Below are 24,553 nucleotides of genomic sequence, written 5' to 3'. Positions count from 1 at the left end.
AGGCTCGATCGCATGACGACGCGCATCAATCCGAGCATCCTCGCGGCCGACTTCGCGAACTTCGAACGCGAGCTCGGGCGCATCGCGACCGCCGACCTCGTGCACGTCGACATCATGGACAACCACTTCGTCCCGAACCTCACGTTCGGGCTCCCGATGGTCGAACGGCTCGTCCAGGTCTCGCCCGTGCCGCTCGACGTGCACCTCATGATCGACGACCCCGACCGCTGGGCACCCGGCTACGCGGAGGCCGGCGCCGCGAGTGTGACGTTCCATGTCGAAGCCGCGACCGACCCGGTCCGGCTCGCCCGCCGCCTGCGGGAGATCGGCGCACGCGCGGGCATCGCGCTGAAGCCCGGCACGGACGCAGAGCCCTACCTCGACCTCCTCGAGGAGTTCGACCAGGTGCTCGTGATGACCGTCGAGCCCGGCTTCGGCGGGCAGTCGTTCATGCCCGAGACCATGCCGAAGCTGGCGCGCGTCAAGGGTGCCGCACGGGCCCGCGGACTCGACGTCTGGCTGCAGGTCGACGGCGGTGTCACGATCGACACGATCGGCATCGCGGCCGAAGCCGGCGCCGACACCTTCGTCGCCGGATCCGCGGTGTTCCGCGGCGAGCCCGCCGAGCAGATCGCCGCGCTGCGGGACGCCGCAGCCGCGCACCGGCACTGAGGGGGCGGCCGCACCGGTAGGCTGCTCGGGTGAAATCCTTCGACGAACTCTTCGTCGAGCTCCAGGACAAGGCCCGCACTCGCCCCGAGGGCAGCGGCACGGTCCGGGAACTCGACGCCGGCGTCCACGCCATCGGCAAGAAGATCGTCGAGGAGGCGGCCGAGGTGTGGATGGCCGCCGAATTCCAGAGCCTCGACGAGACCGCAGAGGAGATCTCGCAGCTGCTCTACCACCTGCAGGTGCTCATGCTCGCGAAGGGCCTGACCCCGGCCGACGTGTACCGACATCTCTGATCGCGCCATCGCCATGACCGATCCGTTCCGTCCACACGAAAGCCAGGGAATGCTCCGCATCGCCGTGCCCAACAAGGGTTCGCTGTCCGAGACCGCCGCCGACATGCTCCACGAGGCCGGGTACACCGGTCGGAGGGACCCGCGCGAGCTCATCGTCGCCGACCCCCGCAACGGGGTCGAGTTCTTCTACCTGCGTCCGCGCGACATCGCGACGTACGTCGGGTCCGGCGCGCTCGACGTCGGCATCACCGGCCGCGACCTGCTGCTGGACTCCGGCTCCGAGGCGAGCGAGATCGCGCCGCTCGGCTTCGGGGATTCGACCTTCCGCTTCGCCGCCCCGACGGGCGCGTACACCGACCTCGCCGACCTGCAGGGCGTCCGCGTCGCGACGAGCTACCCGGGCCTGGTCGGCGCGTTCCTCGCCCGGCACGGGGTCACGACCAAGCTCGTGAAGCTCGACGGCGCGGTCGAGTCGGCCGTCCGGCTCGGCGTCGCCGACGCCGTCGCGGACGTGGTCTCCACCGGTTCGACGCTCCGGAAGGCCGGCCTGGACATCTTCGGCCCGGTCATCCTCGACAGCGAGGCCGTGCTGATCGGCTCGGGCGTCGAGAAGCCCGGGACCCACACGCTCGTCCGCCGCCTGCAGGGCGTGCTGGTCGCGCGCCAGTACGTCCTCCTCGACTACGACGTGCCGCTCACGGCCCTCGAGGCGGCCACCGCGGTCGCGCCCGGCTTCGAGTCGCCCACCGTGTCGCCGCTGCACGACGCCGACTGGGTCGCGGTGCGCGTCATGATCCCGCGCCCCGACATGAACCACGTGATGGACGAGCTCTACGCGCTCGGCGCGAGGGCCATCCTCGTGAGCGCGATCCACGCGGCCAGGCTGTGAGGTGACCGGATGACCCTCGCCGTCCGCGTCATCCCGTGCCTCGACGTGGCCGCCGGCCGCGTCGTCAAGGGCGTGAACTTCCTGCACCTGCGCGACGCCGGCGACCCGGTCGAGCTCGCGGCCCGGTACGCGGCGCAGGGCGCCGACGAGCTCACGTTCCTCGACGTGACCGCCACGGTCGACGACCGCTCGACGACCTACGACATGGTGCAGCGCGTCGCGGAGCAGGTCTTCATCCCGCTGACGGTCGGCGGCGGCGTGCGCTCGACCGAGGACGTCGCGCGGCTCCAGGGCCACGGCGCGGACAAGGTGGGCGTGAACAGCGCCGCGATCGCCCGCCCGGCCCTGATCGGCGAGATCGCCGACCGGTTCGGTGCGCAGGTGCTCGTGCTCTCGCTCGACGTGAAGCGCTCCGACCGCACCGAGTCGGGCTTCGTCGTGACGACGCACGGCGGCCGCACCGAGACCGACCTCGACGCGCTCGAGTGGGCGAAGCGGGCGATCGAGCTCGGCGCGGGCGAACTGCTGGTCAACTCGATCGACGCCGATGGCACGAAGCAGGGATTCGACCTCGAGCTCACCGGGCTCATGCACGAGCTGTCCTCCGTCCCCGTGATCGCGTCGGGCGGGGCGGGCGCGGTCGAGCACTTCGCACCGGCCATCGCCGCGGGCGCGGACGCCGTGCTCGCGGCATCCGTGTTCCACAACGCCGAGCTCACGATCGGCGACGTGAAGGAGGCCCTCCGGGCCGATGGGAGGATCGTCCGATGAGCGAGCCGGGCACGACGTTCGACGGCGACGAGGAGTTCGATCGCGACGACGAGCCGTGGGCCGTCGGCCAGAGCCCGATGGACCGCGCGAAGTTCGACCGCGACGGGCTCATCCCCGCGATCATCCAGCAGTGGGACACCGGTGAGGTGCTCATGCTCGGCTGGATGGACCGCGAGGCCCTGCGCCGCACGCTGACCGAGGGCCGCGTGACCTTCTGGTCGCGGTCGCGGCAGGAGTACTGGCGGAAGGGCGACACCTCCGGCCACGCCCAGTTCGTGAAGTCCGCCGCGCTCGACTGCGACGCCGACGCGCTGCTCGTGCGGGTCGACCAGGTCGGTGCCGCATGCCACACGGGCGACCGGACCTGCTTCGACGCCGACGGGCTCGCCGTCGCCGTGGGGGAGCGCTGAGGGTGGCCGCGACCACGGGCTTCGACGACTTCGTCCGACTGCTTCCCGGGCGCCGCGTGGTGCCCGTCGTGCGCGAGCTCTTCGCCGACGGCGAGACGCCGGTCGGCATCTACCGCAAGCTCGCGGCCGGCCGGCCGGGGACCTTCCTGCTCGAGTCCGCCGAGCAGGGCGGCATCTGGTCGCGGTACTCGTTCGTCGGCGCGGGCGCCTACGGCGTGCTCACCGAGCGCGACGGCACGGTCGAGTGGCAGGACCACGGGCTCGACGCCGAACGCGCGCTCGGCGGGGCATCCGGTCTCGCGCCCCTCGCGGCGCTCGAGGCGCTGCACCAGCGCTGGACCACCGTGGACGTCCCGGGCGCACCGCCGCTCACGGGCGGACTCGTCGGCTTCATCGGCTGGGAGGCCGTGCGCGAACTCGAGCACCTGCCGAACCGTCCGCCCGCCGACCACGAGGTCCCGGGGCAGGCGTTCGCGTTCGTGTCCGAGCTCGTGGTCCTCGACCACCGCACGAGCACCGTTCAGGTCGTTGCATCCGTGCTGAACGACCGCGACGAGGACCCGGCCGCGCTGTGGGCGGACGCGCAGCGCCGCCTCGACGGCCTGCAGGCGCGCCTCGCGCAGCCCGCGGAGGCGAGCCTCGCGCTCATCGACCTGGACGTCTCGCCGTCGCCCGTGCACCGCACCGACCGCGACGACTTCCTCGGCGCGGTCGAGCGCTCGCGTGAGTACATCCGCGAGGGCGACGTCTTCCAGGTCGTGATCTCGCAGCGCTTCGAGCAGGAGGCGACCGCCGATCCGCTCGACGTCTACCGCGTGCTGCGCACCCTCAACCCGAGCCCGTACATGTACCTGCTGCACCTCGAGCGGCCCGACGGCGACCCGTACTGGATCGTCGGGTCCTCGCCCGAGGCGCTCGTGAAGGTCGAGGACGGGCGCGTCTACACGCATCCCATCGCGGGCTCCAAGCCGCGCGGTCGCACGCCCGAGGAGGACGCGGACCTCGAGGCCGAGCTCGTCGCCGACCCGAAGGAGCAGGCCGAGCACCTCATGCTCGTCGACCTCGCGCGCAACGACCTCGCGAAGGTCTGCACCGCGGGCACGGTCGAGGTCACCGAGTTCATGCGCGTCGAGCGGTTCAGCCACATCATGCACCTCGTCTCGAGCGTCGAGGGCGACCTCGCGCCCGGCCGGAACGCGGTCGAGGTGTTCCGTGCGACGTTCCCCGCCGGCACGCTGTCGGGCGCGCCGAAGCCGCGTGCGCTCGAGATCATCGACGAACTGGAGCCCGCCCAGCGCGGCGTCTACGGCGGCGTGGTCGGCTACTTCGGCTTCGGCGGCGACGCCGACCTCGCGATCGCGATCCGCACCGCGGTCATCTCGGGCGGCGTCGCACGGGTGCAGGCCGGTGCGGGCCTCGTCGCGGACTCGGACGCGGAGAGCGAGTTCGCGGAGTCGCAGAACAAGGCGGCCGCGCCGCTGCGCGCGGTGGCCGTCGCGAACGCGCTGCACCGGGTGACCTGATGCGCGCCGAGCGGATGAAGCTCCCGGCGATCCTCGTCCTCGTCGTCGGTGCGGGGCTCGCGCTCCTGAGCTGGAGCCAGCCGTGGTTCCAGGTCGTCCTCGTCGCGGGCGCCGGCACGGGCGAGCCGATCGCGGTGGGCGGCGACGTCGCCTCGCCCGCGCTCGCGGCCCTCGCGCTCGCCGGGCTCGCGCTCGCTGGTGCGCTCGCGATCGCGGGCCCGGGGATCCGCATCGTGCTCGGCGTCCTCGCGGTCCTGCTCGGCGGATGCCTCGTCCTGGCGTCGGCCACCGCGCTCGGCGATCCGCTGGGCGCGGTCGCGCCGGCGGTGACGGATGCCACGGGCGTGACGGGGTCCGAGTCGACGGCCGCGTTCGTGGACGGGGCGTCGGCGACCGCGTGGCCGGTCGTCGGCATCGCATCCGGGGTGCTCGTGGTGCTCGGCGGCATCCTCGTGCTCGCCACGGGCCGCCGTTGGCCGGCGTCGTCGAGGCGCTACCGCGCCGCCGAGTTCGACGCGGCGGACGCGGACGGGCCGCACGGCGCGGCCGGCGCGGACGGCGCGGCGCCCGCGGACGGCGCGGCGGCCCACGGCTCCGCGCGCGACCGCGCCATCGACGACTGGGACGAGCTGAGCCGCGGCGAGGACCCGACCGACTGACGACGGCGACGGGCGCGGGCCCCGCCGGGAACCCCGTCACACGCCCGGGCGCGTCGGCGCCGCCCGCTAGACTCTCGGAGAACCCCCGTTTCACGAAGGAGCATCATGACGACTGAGCACGCAGATCCCGGCCACGGACACTCGCCCGCGGCGTGGACCGCGGTCGTCATCATGCTCATCGCCTTCGCGATCGGCACCCTCGCGTTCTGGTTCGACGTGGTCTGGCTCGTCTGGGCGTCCGCGGGGCTGCTCGTCGTCGGCCTGCTCGTCGGCTGGGCGCTCGCGCGCGCCGGCTACGGCGTCGGCGGCGACAAGGTCGCGCCGGTCGAGTCGCACTGACGACCGTGCTCTCCGAACTGACGGCGAACGCCGTCGCGGACGCGCGCGCTCGCGAATCGCTCCGCCCGCTCGCCGAGGTCGAACGCGCCGCGCTCGCGCGCCCGGCGGCGATCGACGCGCTCGCCGCGCTCGCGCCGGCCGACCGGGTCAAGGTGATCGCCGAGATCAAGCGGTCGAGCCCCTCGCGGGGTGCGCTCGCGACGATCGCGGACCCGGCCGAGCTGGCCCGCACCTACGAACTCGGCGGGGCGAGCGCGATCAGCGTGCTCACCGAGGGCCGGAAGTTCGGCGGCTCGCTCGCCGACCTCGAGGCCGTCCGCGAGGCCGTCTCGCTCCCGGTCCTGCGCAAGGACTTCATCGCGACGCCGTACCAGGTGCTCGAGGCCCGCGCGGCGGGTGCCGACCTGGTGCTGCTCATCGTGGCCGCGCTCGACGACGCCACGCTCGGCGAGCTCCACTCGCTGATCGGCGACCTGGGCATGACGGCGCTCGTCGAGACGCATTCGGCCGAGGAGCTCGACCGGGCCGCCGCGCTCGGCGCGAAGCTCATCGGCGTGAACGCGCGCGACCTCACGACGTTCGAGCTCGACCGCGACCTCTTCGGCCGGCTCGCCGACCGGTTCCCGGCCGACGCGATCAAGGTCGCCGAGTCCGCGGTCCTGTCGGCCTCGGACGTCGCCCATTACCGGCGCGCGGGCGCCGAAGCGGTCCTCGTGGGCGAGGCCCTCGTCACCGGCGACCCGCTCGCGAACCTCTCTGCATTCCTGGCGGTGTGACATGTCCCTCCTCCGTGACGTCCACGGACCCTACTTCGGCGAGTTCGGCGGGCGCTTCGTCCCCGAGTCCCTCGTCGCGGCGCTCGACGAGCTGAGCGAGGCGTACTCGCTCGCGAAGCTCGACCCCGACTTCCAGGCCGAGCTCGACCACCTCGCGCGGACCTACGTCGGCCGGCCCTCGATCATCACCGAGGTGCCCCGGTTCGCCGAGCACGCGGGCGGTGCCCGGGTCATCCTGAAGCGCGAGGACCTGAACCACACCGGCTCGCACAAGATCAACAACGTGCTGGGGCAGGCGCTGCTCACGAAGCGGATCGGCAAGAAGCGGGTCATCGCCGAGACCGGCGCCGGCCAGCACGGCGTGGCGACCGCGACCGCCGCGGCGCTCTTCGGGCTCGACTGCACGATCTACATGGGCGAGGTCGACACCGAGCGCCAGGCGCTGAACGTGGCGCGCATGCGCCTGCTCGGCGCCGAGGTCATCGCGGTGAAGACGGGCTCGCGCACCCTGAAGGACGCCATCAACGACGCGATGCGCGACTGGGTGACGAACGTGGAGACGACGAACTACGTGTTCGGCACGGTCGCCGGCCCGCACCCGTTCCCCGAGATGGTGCGCGACTTCCAGAAGATCGTCGGCGAGGAGGCGCGTGCGCAGGTCCTCGAGCTCACCGGCGCGCTCCCGACCGCGGTCGCGGCGTGCGTGGGCGGCGGGTCGAACGCGATCGGCATCTTCCACGCCTTCCTCGACGACGCCGACGTCGCGCTGTTCGGTTTCGAGGCCGGCGGCGACGGCGTCGAGACCGGCCGCCACGCGGCGACCATCACCGAGGGCCGACCCGGCGTGCTGCACGGCGCCCGGAGCTTCCTGCTCCAGGACGAGGACGGCCAGACCATCGAGTCGCACTCGATCTCCGCGGGCCTGGACTACCCGGGCGTCGGCCCCGAGCACGCGTGGCTGGCCGCGATCGGCCGGGCGCAGTACCGGCCGATCACGGATGCCGCCGCGATGGACGCGCTCCGCCTGCTCACCCGCACCGAGGGCATCATCCCCGCGATCGAGTCGGCCCACGCGCTCGCCGGCGCGATCGACCTCGGGCGCGAGCTCGGCCGCGACGCGACGATCCTCGTGAGCCTCTCCGGCCGCGGGGACAAGGACATGGACACCGCGGCCCGCTGGTTCGGGCTCTACGACGGGGAGGACGCCGAGTGAGGACGGTCGGGGCGGTCATCCGCCGGCGCAACGAGGAGGCCGCAGGCGCCCTGATCGGGTACCTGCCGGTCGGCTTCCCCACGCTCGACGAGAGCGTCGAGGCCGCGATCGCGCTGGTCGAGCACGGCGTCGACGTGCTCGAGCTCGGCCTGCCGTACTCCGACCCCGTCATGGACGGCCCGGTGATCCAGGCCGCGACCCAGCAGGCGCTCGCGAACGGCTTCCGGATCGCGGACGGCTTCGAGGCGGTGCGCCGCATCACCGAGCGCACGGATGCCCCGGTGCTGGTCATGACCTACTGGAACCTCGTGGTGCAATACGGCGTCGACCGGTTCGCGGACGACCTCGTCGCGGCCGGGGGAGCGGGCCTCATCACGCCGGACCTGATCCCCGACGAGGCATCCGACTGGATCGCCGCGAGCGAGCGGACCGGACTCGACCGCGTCTTCCTCGCCGCGCCCACCTCGACCGACGCGCGCATCGCGCAGACCGTCGAGGCGAGCCGCGGGTTCGTGTACGCGGTCTCGACCATGGGCATCACCGGAGCCAGGGCCGACGTCGACCGCGCGGCGCGCGGGGTCGTCAGCCGGCTCCACGAGGCGGACGCGCCGGCGGCGTGCGTCGGCGTGGGCATCTCGACCGCGGCGCAGGTCGCCGAGGTGCTCGAGTACGCCGAGGGCGCGATCGTCGGCTCCGCGCTCGTGAAGGCGCTCGCCGACGGCGGCGTCGCGGCGGCCGGTGCGCTGGCCGCCGAGCTCTCGCGCGGTACGCGCGGCGAGTGAAGTACGCTCGGTGAGGCCCCGATCCGGGGCTCGAGCACGCATGAGAAAGGCGACGACCGGTCGTGACCGCACCGTTCAGCATCCCCAGCCCTGACTCCGCCTGGCAGGTGTGGGAGATCAACGTGTTCGGGTGGCAGCTCAACATCCACACGTATGCGCTGTGCATCCTGCTCGGCATCGTCCTCGCGATCATCATCACGTCGCGGCGGCTGACCAAGCGCGGCGCGGAGCCCGGCGTGGTGCTCGACATCGCGCTGTGGGCCGTGCCGCTCGGCATCATCGGCGCGCGGATCTACCACGTGCTCACGCACCCGACCGACTACTTCGCCGGGCAGGAGCTGTGGCGCGTCTTCGCGATCTGGGAGGGCGGCAACGCCATCTTCGGGTCCCTCATCGGCGGCGCGATCGGCGTGCTCATCGGCTGCCGGATCACGGGCCTGCGCTTCTGGTCGTTCGCCGACGCGCTCGCCCCGGGCCTCCTCGTCGCGCAGGCGGTCGGCCGCCTCGGCAACTGGTTCAACCACGAGCTCTTCGGCGCCCCGACCGACCTGCCCTGGGGCCTCGAGATCGAGTCCGACAACCCGGCGTGGCCCGCCGGCCTCGAGCCCGGGACCCTGTTCCACCCGACCTTCCTCTACGAGCTCCTCTGGAACGTGGCCGGAGCCCTCCTGCTGGTCTTCGTGCTCGAGCGTCGGTTCGCCCTCCGCTGGGGCAAGGCGTTCGGCTTCTACCTCATCTGGTACGGCATCGGTCGATCGTTCTTCGAGGCGATCCGCGTCGACCCGAGCGAGATGTTCCTCGGCATCCGCACGAACGTCTGGGCCGCGTGGGCCGCGGTCGTGCTCGGCATCGTGCTCATCCTCGTCCAGCGTCGTCGACACCCCGGCCTGGAGCCCAGCGTCTACGTGCCGGGCCGTGAATGGGCGGGCTCCGACGCTGAGGTAGACTCTGACGAAACCGAGTCCGACTCCGACTCTCCCGACGATGGCGTCGAGGGCGAGAACGCCGAGGATGCGGCGGCAGCCACAAGCACCGACCGACCGACATCCGCATAATCTCTCCGCGTTCACCGATGCGGCGCAGCACCTTGCGCTGAGACCCTTCTTGACGGGCCGACGACGTCCCCCGCTGCCGATTTGTTGAAGAGGACGGTTCCCGTGACGCTCACGCCACCCTTCTCGAGGTTCTCCTCGATGCCGCCCGCCCAGGGTATGTACGACCCCGCCGCCGAGAAGGACGCCTGCGGCCTCGCCATGGTCGCCACGCTCCGCGGCACCGCAGGGCACGACATCATCACCGTCGCGCTCGACGCGCTGCGGCACCTCGAGCACCGCGGCGCCATCGGATCCGACGCGGGCACGGGTGACGGCGCGGGCATCATCACGCAGGTTCCCGACGCGTTCCTCCGCGCGGTCGTGTCGTTCGAGCTCCCGGCCGCCGGGTCGTACGCCGTCGGCAACGCCTTCCTCCCCGTCGACCCGACCCAGCGCAGTGCCGTCAAGCAGCAGGTGCAGGTGATCGCCGCCGAGGAGGGCCTCACGGTCCTGGGCTGGCGCGAGGTGCCCGTGCGCCCCGAGGAGCTCGGCACGCTCGCGCGCGCCGCGATGCCGGTCGTGCAGCAGCTCTACGTGCGCGGGACCGCGACCAACGCCGCGGGCGACCTGCTCGCGGGCATCGAGCTCGACCGGCTGACGTTCCGGCTGCGCAAGCGCGCCGAACGCGAACTCGAGCTCTACTTCGCCTCGCTGTCCGGCCGCACGCTCGTCTACAAGGGCATGGTCACGACGCTCCAGCTCGAGCCGTTCTACCCCGACCTGTCGGACGAGCGGTTCGCCTCGAAGCTCGCGCTCGTGCACTCGCGCTACTCGACGAACACGTTCCCGTCGTGGCCGCTCGCCCAGCCGTTCCGCATGATCGCGCACAACGGCGAGATCAACACCGTCCAGGGCAACCGCAACTGGATGCGCGCACGCCAGTCGCAGCTCGAGTCCGAGGTCCTCGGCGACCTCTCGACGGTCATGCCGATCGTGACGCCGGGCGCGAGCGACTCGGCGTCCTTCGACGAGGTCGTGGAACTCCTCACCCTCGCGGGCCGCAGTCTCCCGCACGCGGTCATGATGATGGTCCCCGAGGCCTGGGAGAACCAGACCGAGATCGACCCGGCCCGCCGCGCGTTCTACGAGTACCACTCGATGCTCATGGAGCCGTGGGACGGCCCGGCCGCGATCGTCTTCACCGACGGCGCGCTGGTCGGTGCGACGCTCGACCGCAACGGCCTGCGCCCGGGTCGGTACCTCGTGACCGACGACGGCCTCGTCGTGCTCGCGAGCGAGATCGGTGTGCTCGACATCGACCAGTCGAAGGTCGTGCGCAAGGGCCGCCTGCAGCCGGGCCGCATGTTCCTCGTCGACACCGAGGCGGGTCGCCTCATCGAGGACGACGAGATCAAGGCCGAGCTCGCGGCATCCGAGCCCTGGGGCGACTGGCTCGAGCAGGGGCGCATCCGCCTCGCCGACCTGCCCGAGCGCGAGCACATCGTCCACCCGCCGGCCTCCGTGAACCGCCGCCAGCGCACCTTCGGCTACACCGAGGAGGAGGTGAAGATCCTCATCACCCCGATGGCCAGGACCGGGCAGGAGCCCCTCGGCGCGATGGGATCCGACACCCCGATCGCGGTGCTCTCCCAGCGCCCGCGCCTGCTCTTCGACTACTTCACGCAGCAGTTCGCGCAGGTCACGAACCCGCCGCTCGACTCGATCCGCGAAGCCGTCGTCACGTCGCTCGGCAGCTCGCTCGGTCCTGAGCGCAACCTGCTGACCGCCGGTCCCGAGCACGCGCGCCAGGTCGCGCTCACGTTCCCGGTCATCGACAACGACGAGCTCGCGAAGATCGTCCACATCGACCCGATCCGCGGCGCGCGCACGACCGCGACCATCCGCGGCGTGTACCGCTTCGACGAGGGCCGCGACGCGCTGCGCAACCGGCTCGCCGCGATCTGCGCGGAGGTCGACCAGGCGATCGAGGACGGCGCGTCCTTCATCGTGCTGAGCGACCGCGACTCCAACAAGGACCTCGCACCGATCCCGTCGCTGCTCATGCTGTCCGCGGTCCACCACCACCTGATCCGGTCGGAGAACCGGATGAAGGTGGGCCTGATCGTGGAGGCAGGCGACGTGCGCGAGGTGCACCACGTGGCCCTCCTCGTCGGCTTCGGCGCCTCGGCGGTGAACCCGTACCTCGCGATGGAGACCGCGGAGGGGCTCGTCCGGTCCGGCGTGATCACAGGGATCACGCCCGAGCAGGCCGTCCACAACGTGATCAAGGCGCTCGGCAAGGGCGTGCTCAAGATCATGTCGAAGATGGGCATCTCGACGATCGCGTCCTACGCGGGCGCCCAGGCGTTCGAGGCGATCGGGCTCTCGCAGGAGTTCGTCGCCGAGTACTTCACCGGCACCACGTCGAAGCTCGGCGGCGTCGGGCTCGACGTCATCGCGACCGAGAACCTCGACCGCCACACCTCGGCCTACCCGGACGAGGCGGCGGTCCGCGCGCACGAGCGCCTGAACACGGGCGGCGAGTACCAGTGGCGTCGCGACGGGTCCCCGCACCTGTTCAACCCCGAGACCGTCTTCCGCCTCCAGCACGCGACGCGCAGCCGTCGCTACGACGTGTTCCGCGAGTACACCAAGCTCGTCGACGACCAGGCCGAGCAGCTGATGACCCTGCGCGGCATGTTCGCGCTGCGCACCGGCCAGCGCCCGCCGGTGCCGCTCGACGAGGTCGAGTCCGTCGCGTCGATCGTGAAGCGCTTCTCTACCGGAGCGATGAGCTACGGCTCGATCTCGAAGGAGGCGCACGAGACCCTCGCGATCGCCATGAACCGGCTCGGCGCGAAGTCGAACACCGGCGAGGGCGGCGAGGACCTCGACCGACTCCTCGACCCGGAGCGCCGCAGCGCGATCAAGCAGGTCGCATCCGGCCGGTTCGGCGTGACGAGCATGTACCTCACGCACGCCGAGGACATCCAGATCAAGCTCGCGCAGGGCGCGAAGCCCGGCGAGGGCGGGCAGTTGCCGCCGACGAAGGTCTACCCGTGGGTCGCGCGCACCCGCCACGCCACGGCTGGCGTCGGGCTGATCTCGCCGCCGCCGCACCACGACATCTACTCGATCGAGGACCTGAAGCAGCTCATCTTCGACCTGAAGCGGGCGAACCCGAACGCGCGCGTGCACGTGAAGCTCGTGAGCCAGTCGGGCATCGGCGCGGTCGCGGCGGGCACCGCGAAGGCCCTGGCCGACGTGATCCTCGTCTCGGGCCACGACGGCGGCACGGGCGCGAGCCCGCTCAACTCGCTGAAGCACGCGGGCACGCCGTGGGAGCTCGGCCTCGCCGAGACGCAGCAGACCCTCATGCTGAACGGCATGCGCGACCGGGTGGTCGTGCAGGTCGACGGCCAGCTCAAGACCGGCCGCGACGTCGTCATCGGCGCCCTCCTGGGCGCCGAGGAGTTCGGCTTCGCGACGGCTCCGCTGGTCGTCGAAGGATGCGTCATGATGCGCGTCTGCCACCTCGACACGTGCCCCGTGGGCGTCGCGACGCAGAACCCCGAGCTCCGCAAGCGGTTCAGCGGCAAGCCCGAGTTCGTCGTGAACTTCTTCGAGTTCATCGCGGAGGAGGTGCGCGAGTACCTGGCCGCGCTCGGCTACCGGTCGATCGACGAGATCATCGGCCGGAGCGAGCTGCTCGACGTCGACCGTGCCGTGCAGCACTGGAAGGCGTCCGGCATGGACCTCAGCCCGGTGCTCGTGGGCCCCGACTTCTCCGACGCCGAGGCGCGCCGCAACGCGCGTCCGCAGGACCACGAGCTCGCCGAGCACTTCGACAACGAGCTCATCCGTCGCAGCCGCATCGTGCTCGAGCACGGCGGCCGGATCGAGATCTCGCTGCCGATCCGGAACACCGAACGCGCCGTCGGCACCATGCTCGGCCACGAGGTGACCGTCCGCCACGGCGAGCACGGCCTGCCGACCGGCTCGATCGACGTCAGCCTGACCGGCAGCGCCGGGCAGTCGCTCGGCGCGTTCCTGCCGAACGGCATCACGCTCCGGCTCCACGGCGACTCGAACGACTACGTGGGCAAGGGCCTGTCCGGCGGCCAGATCATCGTGCGCCCGGCGGAGGACGCCGGGTTCGTGGCCGAGCACAACGTCATCGCCGGCAACGTCATCGGCTACGGCGCGACGCGCGGGTCGATGTTCATCCGCGGCATCGTGGGCGAGCGCTTCCTGGTCCGGAACTCCGGTGCGACCGCGGTCGTCGAGGGCGTGGGCGACCACGCGCTCGAGTACATGACCGGCGGGCTCGCGCTCATCCTGGGCGACACGGGTCGCAACCTCGGCGCCGGCATGTCCGGCGGCACGGCCTACGTGCTCGGCCTGCGGGAGGCGCGTGTGAACCGCGACTCCCTCGCGACCGGCGAACTCGAGTTGCTGCCGCTCGGCAGCGCCGACCGCGAGATCGTGCGCGACCTGCTCGAGCAGCACGTGGCCCAGACCGGCTCGGCGGTCGCCGCACGCCTCCTCGCCGAGGGGGATGCCGCGTTCGACCGCTTCACGAAGGTGCTGCCGCGCGACTACGCCGCGGTCCTCCGCACCCGCCAGACCGCCGTCGACGAGGGCCTCGACCCCGACGGCGACGTGGTGTGGGGCCGCATCCTGGAGGTGACCGGTGGCTGACCGGGGCATCCAGCACGGAATCAGACAGAACGACTGCGTGGAGGTGACGGGTGGCTGACCCGAAGGGCTTTCTGAAGGTCACCGAGCGCGAGCTGCCCAAGCGGCGTCCCGTCCCGGTGCGGATCATGGACTGGAAGGAGGTCTACGAGGCGGGCGATCCAGGCCAGCTCCGTCGACAGGCCGGCCGGTGCATGGACTGCGGCGTGCCCTTCTGCCACCAGGGCTGCCCGCTGGGCAACCTGATCCCCGAGTGGAACGACCTCACGTGGCGCGGCGAGGGTCGCGCGGCGATCGAGCGCCTGCACGCGACGAACAACTTCCCCGAGTTCACCGGGCGCCTCTGCCCGGCGCCGTGCGAGTCGGCGTGCGTGCTCGGCATCAACCAGCCGGCCGTGACGATCAAGCAGGTCGAGGTCTCGATCATCGACCAGGCGTTCGGCAACGGCTGGGTGCAGCCGCAGCCGCCCGCCCGCCTCACCGGCAAGACGGTCGCGGTCGTCGGATCGGGCCCTGCGGGCCTCGCCGCCGCGCAGCAGCTGACCAGGGCCGGCCACACCGTCGCCGTGTACGAGCGCGACGACCGCATCGGCGGCCTGCTGCGCTACGGCATCCCCGACTTCAAGATGGAGAAGAAGCACCTCGACCAGCGGCTCGCGCAGATGACCGCCGAGGGCACGCGGTTCCGCGCCGGCGTCGACATCGGCGCGGACATCACGTGGGACCAGCTCCGCCAGCGCTACGACGCGGTCGTGGTCGCAACCGGCGCGATGGTGCCGCGCGACCTGGCGATCCCCGGGCGCGACCTGCCCGGCGTGCACTACGCGATGGAGTACCTCACCCAGTCCAACCGCGTCCTCGCGGGCGACCAGGTCTTCGACCAGATCACCGCGGAGGGCAAGCACGTCGTGGTCCTCGGCGGCGGCGACACGGGCGCCGACTGCATCGGCACCGCGCACCGCCAGGGCGCGCTGTCGGTGACGAACCTCGCCATCGGCACGCAGCCGAGCGCGGTGCGCCCGGAGAGCCAGCCCTGGCCGATGCACCCGACGCTGTTCGAGGTGCAGAGCGCGCACGAGGAGGGCGGCACCCGCCAGTACCTCGCGTCGACGGTCGAGTTCCTCGCGAACGAGGACGGCGAGGTGCGGGCCATCCGCGTCGCCGAGACCGAGTACGTCGACGGGCGGCGCATCCCGAAGGCCGGCACCGAGCGGGAGATCCCGGCCGACCTGGTCCTGCTCGCGCTCGGATTCACCGGGCCCGAGACCGACACGCTCGACGCGCAGCTGCCCCTCGGGGTGACCGGCCGCGGCAACCTGGCGCGCGACGCCGACTACGCGACCGACGTCGCCGGGGTCTTCGTCGCCGGCGACGCCGGCCGCGGCCAGTCGCTCATCGTCTGGGCGATCGCCGAGGGCCGGGCTGCGGCCGCGGCCGTCGACCGGTACCTTGAAGGGGAGACGAGGCTCCCGAGCCCGATCCCCGCCGACGCGCGGGCCTTCTCGATCTGATCCACCGCCCCGACCGGAGCGGCCCACCGAACCACCGCCCGCCACTTCGCGGGCGGCACACCTGGGAGCACACAACACATGAGACGAGCGAAGATCGTCGCCACCCTCGGGCCGGCGACATCGAGCTATGAACAGATCCGGGCGATCATCGATGCGGGGGTCGATGTCACGCGGATGAACCTCAGCCACGGAAGCTACGACGTCCACGAGGGCGTCTACCAGAACGTCCGCAAGGCGGCGAGCGACTCCGGTCGCGCCATCGGCGTGCTGGTCGACCTGCAGGGGCCGAAGATCCGCCTCGGCAAGTTCGAGGGCGGGCCGTACGAGCTCGCCGAGGGCGACATCTTCAAGATCACGACCGAGGACATCGTCGGCACCAAGGAGATCGTCGGCACGACGTTCAAGGGGCTCCCGCAGGACGTGAAGCCCGGCGACTTCCTCCTCATCGACGACGGCAAGGTCCGCGTCGAGGTCCTCGAGACCGACGGCGTCGTCGTCACGACCAAGGTCATCGTCGCCGGCCCGGTGTCGAACAACAAGGGCATCAACCTGCCCGGCGTGGCGGTCAACGTGCCCGCCCTGAGCGAGAAGGACGAGGCGGACCTCCGCTGGGGCCTCGAGCTCGGCGCCGACCTCATCGCCCTGTCGTTCGTGCGCAACGCGGAGGACATCGTGCGCGTGCACGAGATCATGGACGAGGTCGGGCGTCGCGTGCCGGTCATCGCCAAGATCGAGAAGCCGCAGGCGGTCGACCACCTCGAGGAGATCATCGAGGCGTTCGACGCGATCATGGTCGCCCGCGGCGACCTCGGCGTCGAGCTTCCGCTCGAGGCCGTGCCGATCGTGCAGAAGAAGGCGGTCGAGATCGCCCGTCGCCTCGCCAAGCCCGTCATCGTCGCGACGCAGATGCTCGAATCGATGACGCACAGCCCGGTGCCGACGCGTGCCGAGACCTCCGACGTCGCGAACGCGATCCTCGACGGCGCCGACGCGGTCATGCTCTCGGGCGAGACCAGCGTGGGCGAGTACCCCGTCGTCACCGTCCAGACCATGGCCCGCATCGTGGAGTCGACCGAGCAGCACGGCCTCGAGCGCGTGCCCAAGCTCGGCACGAAGCCGCGCACGCAGTCCGGCGCGATCACGGCGGCGGCGGTCGACATCGCCGACTTCGTGGGCGCCAAGTACCTGTGCGTGTTCACCGAGTCGGGCGAGTCGGTCCGTCGGATGACCCGCCTGCGCAGCGCCATCCCGATCCTGGCCTTCACGCCGGACCAGGCCATCCGTCGCCGGATGTCGCTGTTCTGGGGCGTCGAGTCGTTCGTGGTCGACCGCGTCACGCACACGGACCAGATGGTCGGCCAGGTCGACGAGGTGATCGTGAAGAGCGGCCGCGCCGTCGACGGCGAGACCGTCGTCATCATCTCGGGTTCGCCTCCCGGCATCCCCGGCACCACGAACGACGTGCGCGTGCACAAGGTCGGCGAGGTCCTCTAGGACGCCATCGGACGGGTCCGGCGCGATGCGCCGGGCCCGTTCGCCGTTCTCCGGGGGAGTGATGACGGTCAGGTTCTCGTGCCGCACGGATCTCGCGTCGTCCCGCGAGGCCGCGTTCGACGCATCCGTGAGCATCGACGTACACAAGGCGTCGATGCGGCGATCCCGCGAGCGCGCGATCGGGGGCGTCACCTCCGGCTCGATCGGGCCGGGGGAGGAGGTGACCTGGCTCGCGTGGCACTTCGGCGTGCCCATCCGGATGACGAGCCGGATCACCGAGTACGAGCGGCCGGTGCGGTTCGTCGACGAGCAGGCCCGGGGGCCGTTCGCGTGGTTCCGGCACGAGCACCGGTTCGAGCCGTCGGCGGACGGGACGCTGATGCTCGACGATGTGTCGTTCGCGGCACCGCTCGGATGGCTCGGACGACTCGTCGAGCCCGCGCTGGGCAGGTACCTGCGTCACCTGATCGACGTGCGCAACGCGCACTTGCGTGACATCCTCGACCTGAACGCGGGATGACCCGTCGGGGCCTCGCGCCTCGATCAGCCCAGGCCGGCGCCCCCGATGCCCCCCACGAGGGTTTCGGTGCCGGTGGTGGGGGTCGAACCCACACGCCCTTTCGGGCAAAGCATTTTGAGTGCTCCGCGTCTGCCATTCCGCCACACCGGCCAGAGGCCCCGGCCAGAATACCGTAGGCTTTCCCCGTGACAGACACCGAACCCACCCAGGCGACGCCTCGTCGCGTCGTCGTCGCAGAAGACGAGTCGCTCATCCGTCTCGACATCGTGGAGACGCTCCGCGACAACGGATTCGACGTCGTCGGGGAGGCCGGTGACGGCGAGACGGCGGTCCAGCTCGCGACCGAGCTGCGCCCCGACCTGGTCATCATGGACGTCAAGATGCCGCAGCTCGACGGCATCTCCGCCGCGGAGCGGCTCAGCAAGGGCCACATCGCCCCGGTGGTGCTCCTGACCGCGTTCAGCCAGAAGGAGCTCGTCGAGCGGGCGAGCGAGGCGGGCGCGCTCGCCTACGTCGTGAAGCCGTTCACCCCGAACGACCTGCTGCCGGCCATCGAGATCGCACTCGCCCGGTACGCCCAGATCATCGCGCTCGAGGCCGAGGTCGGCGACCTCGTCGAGCGCTTCGAGACCCGCAAGCTCGTCGACCGCGCCAAGGGCCTCCTGAACGAGAAGATGGGCCTCAGCGAGCCCGAGGCGTTCCGCTGGATCCAGAAGGCGTCGATGGACCGTCGCCTCACCATGCGCGACGTCTCGGTCGCGATCATCGAGCAGCTCGCTTCCAAGAAGTAGGGGCGCCGAACACCGGTTCCGGGATGCCGCGGCGAGGAGACTCGCCGCGGCTTCCGTCGTCTCCGGGGACCGTCGTACGGGGCATCCGGCGGCGGCCGTGGGGTGTCGGCGGCCGCTTGTAGGCTGGGCTGGTGTCGGACCCCCAGAAGCCCACCCTCCTCGTCGTCGACGGTCATTCGCTCGCCTTCCGCGCGTTCTACGCGCTCCCGGTCGACAGTTTCTCGACCCGTGACGGCCAGCACACGAACGCCATCCACGGCTTCCTCTCGATGCTGCTCCTGCTGCTGCAGAACGAGCGTCCGACGCACCTGGCCGTCGCCTTCGACGTGTCGCGGTTCTCCTTCCGGACCCGCGAGTACGAGGACTACAAGGCGACCCGCGGCGAGACGCCGCCCGAGTTCAAGGGCCAGGTCCCGCTCCTGCAGGAGGCGCTGCGCGCGATGAACATCACGGTGCTCGAGAAGGAGGACTTCGAGGCCGACGACATCCTCGCGACCCTGGCCGCGCGCGGCGAGGCCGAGGGGTACCGCGTGCTCGTCGTCTCGGGCGACCGCGACACGATCCAGCTCGTGAACGACGAGGTCACGCTGCTGTACCCCAACGCGCAGGGCGTCTCGCAGCTGAAGCGGTACGACCCGGCCGCCGTGGTCGAGCGGTACGGCATCCGACCCGAGCAGTATCCCGACGTCGCGGCGCTCGTCGGCGAGACCAGCGACAACCTCCCCGGCATCTCGAAGGTCGGCGAGAAGACCGCCGTCAAGTGGCTCGGACTCTACGGCGACCTCGAGGGCATCCTCGCGCACGCGGACGAGATCAAGGGCGTCGTCGGCCAGAACCTGCGCGACCAGAAGGAGCTCGCGATCCGGAACCGGCGGCTCAACCGACTGGTCCGGGACGTCGAGCTCGACGTCCGGATCGCCGACCTCGAGGCCAAGCCGATCGACGACGACGCGGTGCGTACGATCTTCGGCCGCCTCGAGTTCCGCACGCTGCTCGATCGGGTCCTGAAGCTCGCGGGCGAGGCGAACGGCGGGGCGAACGGCGTGGATGCCCCGAAGCCGGTCGCCGAGTCGGCGCCCGCGCCCGCGGCGCCGACGCCGCGCACCCTCCTCGACGAGGAGCTCGCCGCCTGGTTCGAGCGCGCGACCGCCGCGGAGCCCGCGGGCCTCGGGCTCAGCGTCGACGTCGTGGACGGACGCGTCGCGGGGGTCGGCGTGGCGACCGCGACCGAGTCGATCCGCCTCGACTGGCGACCCGAGCGGCGCGACTACGAGCCGTTCGAGGCGTGGCTGGCCTCGCCGGCGCCGAAGATCATGGTCGACGCCAAGCTGCAGCTCGAGGCGATCGCGCGCAGCGGCCTCGCGTTCGACGGGCTCGTGGTCGACGCGCTCGTCGCCGGATGGCTCATGCGCCCGAGCCTGCAGGAGAAGACGCTGCACGACCTCGTGCACCGGTACCTCGGCGAGACCGTCCCGCAGTCCGATCCGGCGCTGCTCGTCCCCGAGGAGGGGACCGACGCCGGCGCGCCGGAATACGCCTGGTACGCCCTCCGGGTCGCGCCCGAGATCCTGCGCGTGCTGCCCGAACCGACCCGGCGCCTGCTCGCCGAGATCGAGATGCCCCTCGTGCCGACCCTGGCCGCGATGGAGGTGCGCGGGGTCGCCGTCGACCACGATCGACTGACCGCGCTCTCCGCCGAGCTCGGCGACCGTGCGGCGACGCTCGCGGCGGCGGCGTACGGCGAGATCGGACGCGAGGTCAACCTCGGCTCGCCGAAGCAGTTGCAGGAGGTCCTCTTCGACCAGCTCGGCATGCCGAAGACGCGTGCGACGAAGACCGGGTACTCGACCGATGCGTCGGCGCTCGCGGACCTGCAGGAGTCGCACCCGCATCCGTTCCTCGGGCTGCTGCTCGAGCACCGCGACGCGACGAAGCTGCGACAGATCGTCGACGCGCTCGACAAGTCGATCGGTCGCGACGGGCGGATCCACACGACCTACGGGCAGATCGGCGCGGCGACGGGCCGGATGAGCTCGAACGACCCGAACCTGCAGAACATCCCGATCCGCACCGAGGACGGCCGGCGCATCCGCGAGGCGTTCCGGCACGGGTCGGAGTTCACCGAGCTGATGACGGCCGACTACTCGCAGATCGAGATGCGCATCATGGCGCACCTCTCGGGCGACCCCGGCCTGATCGAGGCGTTCAACGAGGGGGAGGACCTGCACCGCTTCGTCGGCGCCCGCGTATTCTCGGTGGCGCCCGAGGAGGTCACGCCCCTCATGCGCACGAAGGTGAAGGCGATGTCGTACGGCCTCGCCTACGGACTCAGCGCCTTCGGGCTCTCGAAGCAGCTCCGCATCGAACGGGCCGAGGCGACGCAGCTCATGACGGAGTACTTCGCGCGGTTCGGCGCCGTCCGCGACTACCTGCGCGGCGTCGTCGCGCAGGCGAAGCTCGACGGCTACACCGAGACGATCTTCGGTCGCCGCCGCCCGTTCCCCGACCTGAACAGCCCGAACCGGGTCCTGCGCGAGAACGCCGAGCGGGCCGCGCTGAACTCGCCGATCCAGGGCTCGGCGGCCGACATCATCAAGCTCGCGATGCAGGGCGTCGAGCGCGGGATCGCCGAGTCGGGCCTGCGCTCGCGGATGCTCCTGCAGGTGCACGACGAGCTGGTGTTCGAGGTCGCCGAGGGCGAGTCCGACGAGCTCGAGCGGATCGTCCGCGACCGGATGGGCGGCGCGGCCGACCTGCTGGTGCCGCTCGACGTGCAGGTCGGGCGCGGCGCGAGCTGGGATGACGCCGCGCACTGAGGGCGGTCGGAAGGCGCTCGGGCACTCGTGCCGGGTCGGTGGGCGGTCCTAGGCTCGACCCATGACCTCCGAGACGGGCGCCCCCCGCACCCCCACCGACATCGACCGCATCGCCGAATCGTGGGTCGACACGCTCGTCGAACTCGACCCGACGGTGGGCACGTACATCGGCCGGACCGGATCCGACGACCGATTCGGCGACTACTCGCCCGCGGGCCACGCCGCGCTCGCGGACGCCGCGCGCAGCACGCTCGTCGCGCTCGAGGCGGCCCGGCCGGTCGACGGCGTGGACGAGGTGACCCGGTCCGACCTCTCGAGCGAGCTCGGCCTCTCACTCGCGCGCTTCGACGCCGGCCTGCACCGCTCCGACCTGAACGTGATCGCGAGCCCGGCGCAGGAGATCCGAGACATCTTCGACCTCATGCCCACCGCGACCGTCGAGGACTGGGAGCGGATCGCATCGCGCCTGGGCGCCGTGCCCGGTGCGGTCGAGGGCTACGTGGAGACGCTCCGCGAGGGCATCCGCACCGGCACGACGCCTGCGCGTCGGCAGGTGCAGGAGGTGCTCCTGCAGGCGCGCCGGCACGCGGCGCCGAACGGGTTCTTCGCGGACTTCGCCGCGAACGCCGAACCCGAGACGGGCGCGCTGCCGGCCTCGCTCGCGCGGCGGATCGCCGACGGGGCGGGGCGCGCCGCGACCGCGTACGAGTCGCTCGCCGGATTCCTCGCGGACGAGCTGGCTCCCGCCGCGGGCGAGCGGGACGGCGTCGGCCGCGATCGGTACGCCCTCGAATCCCAGCGATTCCTCGGCGCTCGGATCGACCTCGACGAGACCTACGAGTGGGGGATCGAGGAACTCGCGCGCATGGCCGAGGAGCAGGAGCGGATCGCGGATCTCATCCTGCCCGGGGCCACCGTCGCCGAGGCGGTCGCGCACCTCGAGGCGGATCCCGCGCGCAAGCTCGTCGGCACCGACGCGCTGCGCGAGTGGATGCAGGAGACGAGCGACCGCGCGGTCGCCGAACTCGGTGCGACCCAGTTCGACATCCCGGAGGAGATCCGCACGCTCGAGTGCCTGATCGCGCCGACGAAGGAGGGCGGGATCTACTACACCGGCCCGAGCGACGACTTCACCCGCCCCGGGCGCATGTGGTGGTCGGTGCCGGAGGGCGTGACCGAGTTCGATACCTGGCGCGAGCTCACCACCGTCTACCACGAGGGTGTTCCCGGGCACCACCTGCAGATCGGGCAGGCGGTCGTCAACCGCGCGAAGCTCAACACCTGGCGACGCCAGCTCGCCGGGACCTCGGGTCACGCCGAGGGCTGGGCGCTCTATGCCGAGCGCCTCATGGAGGAGCTCGGCTACCTCGAGGATCCCGCCGATCGGCTCGGCATGCTCGACGGCCAGCGCATGCGCGCGGCGCGCGTCGTCCTCGACCTCGGCGTGCACCTGGGCAAGTCGCGTCCAGACGGCGAGGGGGAGTGGTCGGCCGACTACGCGCTCGAGTTCATGCGCCGGAACGTCCAGATGGACGATGCGTTCATCCGCTTCGAGGTGAACCGCTACCTCGGATGGCCCGGCCAGGCGCCGTCGTACAAGGTCGGCCAGCGGATCTGGGAGCAGGTGCGCGACGAGGTCCGGGCGCGCGAGGGAGCATCCTTCGACATCCGGGACTTCCATCGACGCGCGCTCGACCTCGGCGGGGTCGGGCTCGACACGCTTCGGACGACCCTGCTCGGCTGACGCGGACGGTTGCCGCGCACGCGGTGCATCCGTTAGGATTGAATGTCACGCTTGTGACATTCATATCCGCATGCCTTCGCGGAGACCAAGCACTCAACGCACGCGAAGGCCCGATCATGTCCATTAACGGAGCATCCACTACATGACCACCGTAACGACCAAGGCGCCCAAGCAGGTCGCGATCAACGACATCGGCTCTGCTGACGACTTCCTCGCCGCGGTCGAGAAGACCCTCAAGTTCTTCAACGACGGCGACCTGATCGAGGGCACTGTCGTGAAGATCGACCGCGACGAGGTCCTCCTCGACGTCGGCTACAAGACCGAGGGTGTCATCCCCTCGCGCGAGCTCTCCATCAAGCACGACGTCGACCCGTCCGAGGTCGTCGAGGTCGGCGACACCGTCGAGGCCCTCGTTCTCCAGAAGGAGGACAAGGAAGGCCGTCTGATCCTCTCGAAGAAGCGGGCGCAGTACGAGCGCGCCTGGGGCGATGTCGAGAAGATCAAGGAGAACGACGGCGTCGTGACCGGTTCGGTCATCGAGGTCGTCAAGGGCGGCCTCATCGTCGACATCGGCCTCCGCGGCTTCCTTCCGGCCTCGCTCATCGAGCTGCGTCGCGTCCGCGACCTCACGCCGTACCTCGGCCAGGAGCTCGAGGCGAAGATCCTCGAGCTGGACAAGAACCGCAACAACGTCGTCCTCTCGCGCCGCGCGCTCCTCGAGCAGACGCAGTCCGAGTCGCGTTCGACGTTCCTCGCGAACCTGCACCCGGGCCAGATCCGCAAGGGTGTCATCTCCTCGATCGTCAACTTCGGTGCGTTCGTCGACCTCGGCGGCGTGGACGGCCTCGTGCACGTCTCCGAGCTCTCGTGGAAGCACATCGAGCACGCCAGCGAGGTCGTCGAGGTCGGCCAGGAGGTCACCGTCGAGGTGCTCTCCGTCGAGCTCGACCGCGAGCGCGTCTCCCTGTCGCTCAAGGCGACGCAGGAGGACCCGTGGCAGGTCTTCGCCCGGACCCACGCGATCGGCCAGGTCGCACCGGGCAAGGTCACCAAGCTCGTTCCGTTCGGCGCGTTCGTTCGCGTCGCGGACGGCATCGAGGGCCTCGTGCACATCTCGGAGCTGTCGGGCAAGCACGTCGAGCTGGCCGAGCAGGTCGTCTCGGTCGGCGAGGAGGTGTTCGTCAAGGTCATCGACATCGACCTCGACCGTCGCCGCATCTCGCTGTCGCTCAAGCAGGCCAACGACGGGGTCGACCCCGAGGGCACCGAGTTCGACCCGGCGCTCTACGGCATGCTCACCGAGTACGACGAGCAGGGCAACTACAAGTTCCCCGAGGGCTTCGACTCGGAGACGAACGAGTGGCGCGAGGGCTTCGACGCCGAGCGCGAGAAGTGGGAGCAGGACTACGCTGCCGCCCAGGCTCGCTGGGAGGCGCACAAGAAGCAGGTCGCCGCGTCGCTGGTCGCCCAGGCCGCCGACGACTCGTTCGCGGGTTCGGCGTCGTACTCGAGCGACTCCGCTTCGAGCGGCACCCTCGCCGACGACGCGTCGCTCGCGGCGCTGCGCGAGAAGCTCTCGAGCAACAACTGATCGCTTCGTGATCAACGGAAGGCCGGT

Annotated in this window: 20 protein-coding genes and 1 tRNA gene; 20 read left to right on the top strand and 1 reads right to left on the bottom strand. The window is 71.2% G+C overall.

Features of this window, described 5'->3' with window-relative positions; all coding sequences use genetic code 11:
* The first annotated feature begins 12 nt into the window (after positions 1-12).
* The 16 genes from rpe (at position 13) to ACDF64_RS15200 (ending at position 17,584) form a co-directional block, all read left to right on the top strand.
* Positions 13-672 (top strand): ribulose-phosphate 3-epimerase, encoded by a 660-nt coding sequence (gene rpe, locus ACDF64_RS15275; protein ID WP_394552210.1) that lies wholly within the window; start codon positions 13-15, stop codon positions 670-672.
* 29 nt (positions 673-701) lie between these two features.
* On the top strand, positions 702-965 hold the full coding sequence (locus tag ACDF64_RS15270) for a phosphoribosyl-ATP diphosphatase (RefSeq protein WP_394552209.1): 264 nt from the start codon (positions 702-704) through the stop codon (positions 963-965).
* 49 nt (positions 966-1,014) lie between these two features.
* Entirely contained in the window at positions 1,015-1,854 is an 840-nt protein-coding gene (gene hisG / locus ACDF64_RS15265) for an ATP phosphoribosyltransferase (RefSeq protein ID WP_394552208.1), read from the top strand.
* 9 nt (positions 1,855-1,863) lie between these two features.
* Positions 1,864-2,625, top strand: a complete 762-nt coding sequence (gene hisF, locus ACDF64_RS15260; protein WP_394552207.1) for an imidazole glycerol phosphate synthase subunit HisF — start codon at positions 1,864-1,866, stop codon at positions 2,623-2,625.
* Positions 2,626-2,702: 77 nt separating this feature from the next.
* Positions 2,703-3,035, top strand: coding sequence for a phosphoribosyl-AMP cyclohydrolase (hisI, locus tag ACDF64_RS15255; RefSeq protein ID WP_394555171.1), 333 nt, complete (start codon positions 2,703-2,705; stop codon positions 3,033-3,035).
* Positions 3,036-3,037: 2 nt separating this feature from the next.
* Positions 3,038-4,558, top strand: a complete 1,521-nt coding sequence (locus tag ACDF64_RS15250) for an anthranilate synthase component I (RefSeq protein ID WP_394552206.1) — start codon at positions 3,038-3,040, stop codon at positions 4,556-4,558.
* On the top strand, positions 4,558-5,217 hold the full coding sequence (locus ACDF64_RS15245) for a Trp biosynthesis-associated membrane protein (protein ID WP_394552205.1): 660 nt from the start codon (positions 4,558-4,560) through the stop codon (positions 5,215-5,217). Before ACDF64_RS15250 ends, ACDF64_RS15245 begins: the two co-directional genes overlap by 1 nt.
* Positions 5,218-5,322: 105 nt before the next feature.
* Positions 5,323-5,556: a DUF6704 family protein gene (locus ACDF64_RS15240; protein WP_394552204.1), complete on the top strand. Its 234-nt coding sequence runs from the start codon at positions 5,323-5,325 to the stop codon at positions 5,554-5,556.
* A 5-nt stretch (positions 5,557-5,561) separates the two neighbouring features.
* Positions 5,562-6,332: an indole-3-glycerol phosphate synthase TrpC gene (trpC, locus tag ACDF64_RS15235; RefSeq protein WP_394552203.1), complete on the top strand. Its 771-nt coding sequence runs from the start codon at positions 5,562-5,564 to the stop codon at positions 6,330-6,332.
* A gap of 1 nt (position 6,333) precedes the next feature.
* Positions 6,334-7,545 (top strand): tryptophan synthase subunit beta, encoded by a 1,212-nt coding sequence (trpB, locus tag ACDF64_RS15230; protein WP_394552202.1) that lies wholly within the window; start codon positions 6,334-6,336, stop codon positions 7,543-7,545.
* The gene (gene trpA / locus ACDF64_RS15225) at positions 7,542-8,327 is read left to right on the top strand and encodes a tryptophan synthase subunit alpha (RefSeq protein WP_394552201.1); all 786 of its coding nucleotides are present in this window, start codon (positions 7,542-7,544) and stop codon (positions 8,325-8,327) included. The genes trpB and trpA overlap by 4 nt, the downstream gene beginning before the upstream one ends.
* 62 nt (positions 8,328-8,389) lie before the next feature.
* The gene (gene lgt / locus ACDF64_RS15220) at positions 8,390-9,382 is read left to right on the top strand and encodes a prolipoprotein diacylglyceryl transferase (protein WP_394552200.1); all 993 of its coding nucleotides are present in this window, start codon (positions 8,390-8,392) and stop codon (positions 9,380-9,382) included.
* A 138-nt stretch (positions 9,383-9,520) separates the two neighbouring features.
* A complete protein-coding gene (gltB, locus tag ACDF64_RS15215; protein ID WP_394555169.1) occupies positions 9,521-14,062 on the top strand; it encodes a glutamate synthase large subunit in 4,542 nt (1,513 codons plus the stop codon).
* Between the two features lie 50 nt (positions 14,063-14,112).
* Entirely contained in the window at positions 14,113-15,570 is a 1,458-nt protein-coding gene (locus tag ACDF64_RS15210) for a glutamate synthase subunit beta (protein ID WP_394552199.1), read from the top strand.
* Positions 15,571-15,648: 78 nt separating this feature from the next.
* Complete coding sequence (pyk, locus tag ACDF64_RS15205) at positions 15,649-17,064, top strand: pyruvate kinase (RefSeq protein ID WP_394552198.1); 1,416 nt, start codon at positions 15,649-15,651, stop codon at positions 17,062-17,064.
* 127 nt (positions 17,065-17,191) lie between these two features.
* Entirely contained in the window at positions 17,192-17,584 is a 393-nt protein-coding gene (locus ACDF64_RS15200) for a cyclase (RefSeq protein ID WP_394552197.1), read from the top strand.
* 67 nt (positions 17,585-17,651) lie between these two features.
* Here the strand turns inward: ACDF64_RS15200 and ACDF64_RS15195 are convergent.
* Positions 17,652-17,734, bottom strand: a tRNA-Leu gene (locus tag ACDF64_RS15195).
* A gap of 35 nt (positions 17,735-17,769) precedes the next feature.
* Here ACDF64_RS15195 and ACDF64_RS15190 point away from each other — a divergent pair.
* The 4 genes from ACDF64_RS15190 (at position 17,770) to rpsA (ending at position 24,526) form a co-directional block, all read left to right on the top strand.
* Positions 17,770-18,375, top strand: coding sequence for an ANTAR domain-containing response regulator (locus ACDF64_RS15190; protein ID WP_394552196.1), 606 nt, complete (start codon positions 17,770-17,772; stop codon positions 18,373-18,375).
* 131 nt (positions 18,376-18,506) lie between these two features.
* Positions 18,507-21,191, top strand: coding sequence for a DNA polymerase I (gene polA, locus ACDF64_RS15185; RefSeq protein WP_394552195.1), 2,685 nt, complete (start codon positions 18,507-18,509; stop codon positions 21,189-21,191).
* Positions 21,192-21,252: 61 nt separating this feature from the next.
* The gene (locus ACDF64_RS15180) at positions 21,253-22,935 is read left to right on the top strand and encodes a DUF885 domain-containing protein (RefSeq protein WP_394552194.1); all 1,683 of its coding nucleotides are present in this window, start codon (positions 21,253-21,255) and stop codon (positions 22,933-22,935) included.
* A 142-nt stretch (positions 22,936-23,077) separates the two neighbouring features.
* Positions 23,078-24,526 carry a 30S ribosomal protein S1 gene (gene rpsA, locus ACDF64_RS15175; protein ID WP_394552193.1) on the top strand — a complete coding sequence of 483 codons (1,449 nt, stop codon included), beginning with the start codon at positions 23,078-23,080 and terminating at the stop codon, positions 24,524-24,526.
* The last annotated feature ends 27 nt before the right edge of the window (positions 24,527-24,553 follow it).

Origin of the sequence: Agromyces sp. MMS24-JH15, assembly GCF_043518605.1 — a bacterium.
GTDB lineage: Bacteria > Actinomycetota > Actinomycetes > Actinomycetales > Microbacteriaceae > Agromyces.
The sequence above is the reverse complement of the archived record's forward strand: the minus strand, read 5'-3'. Positions and strand labels throughout refer to the sequence as shown.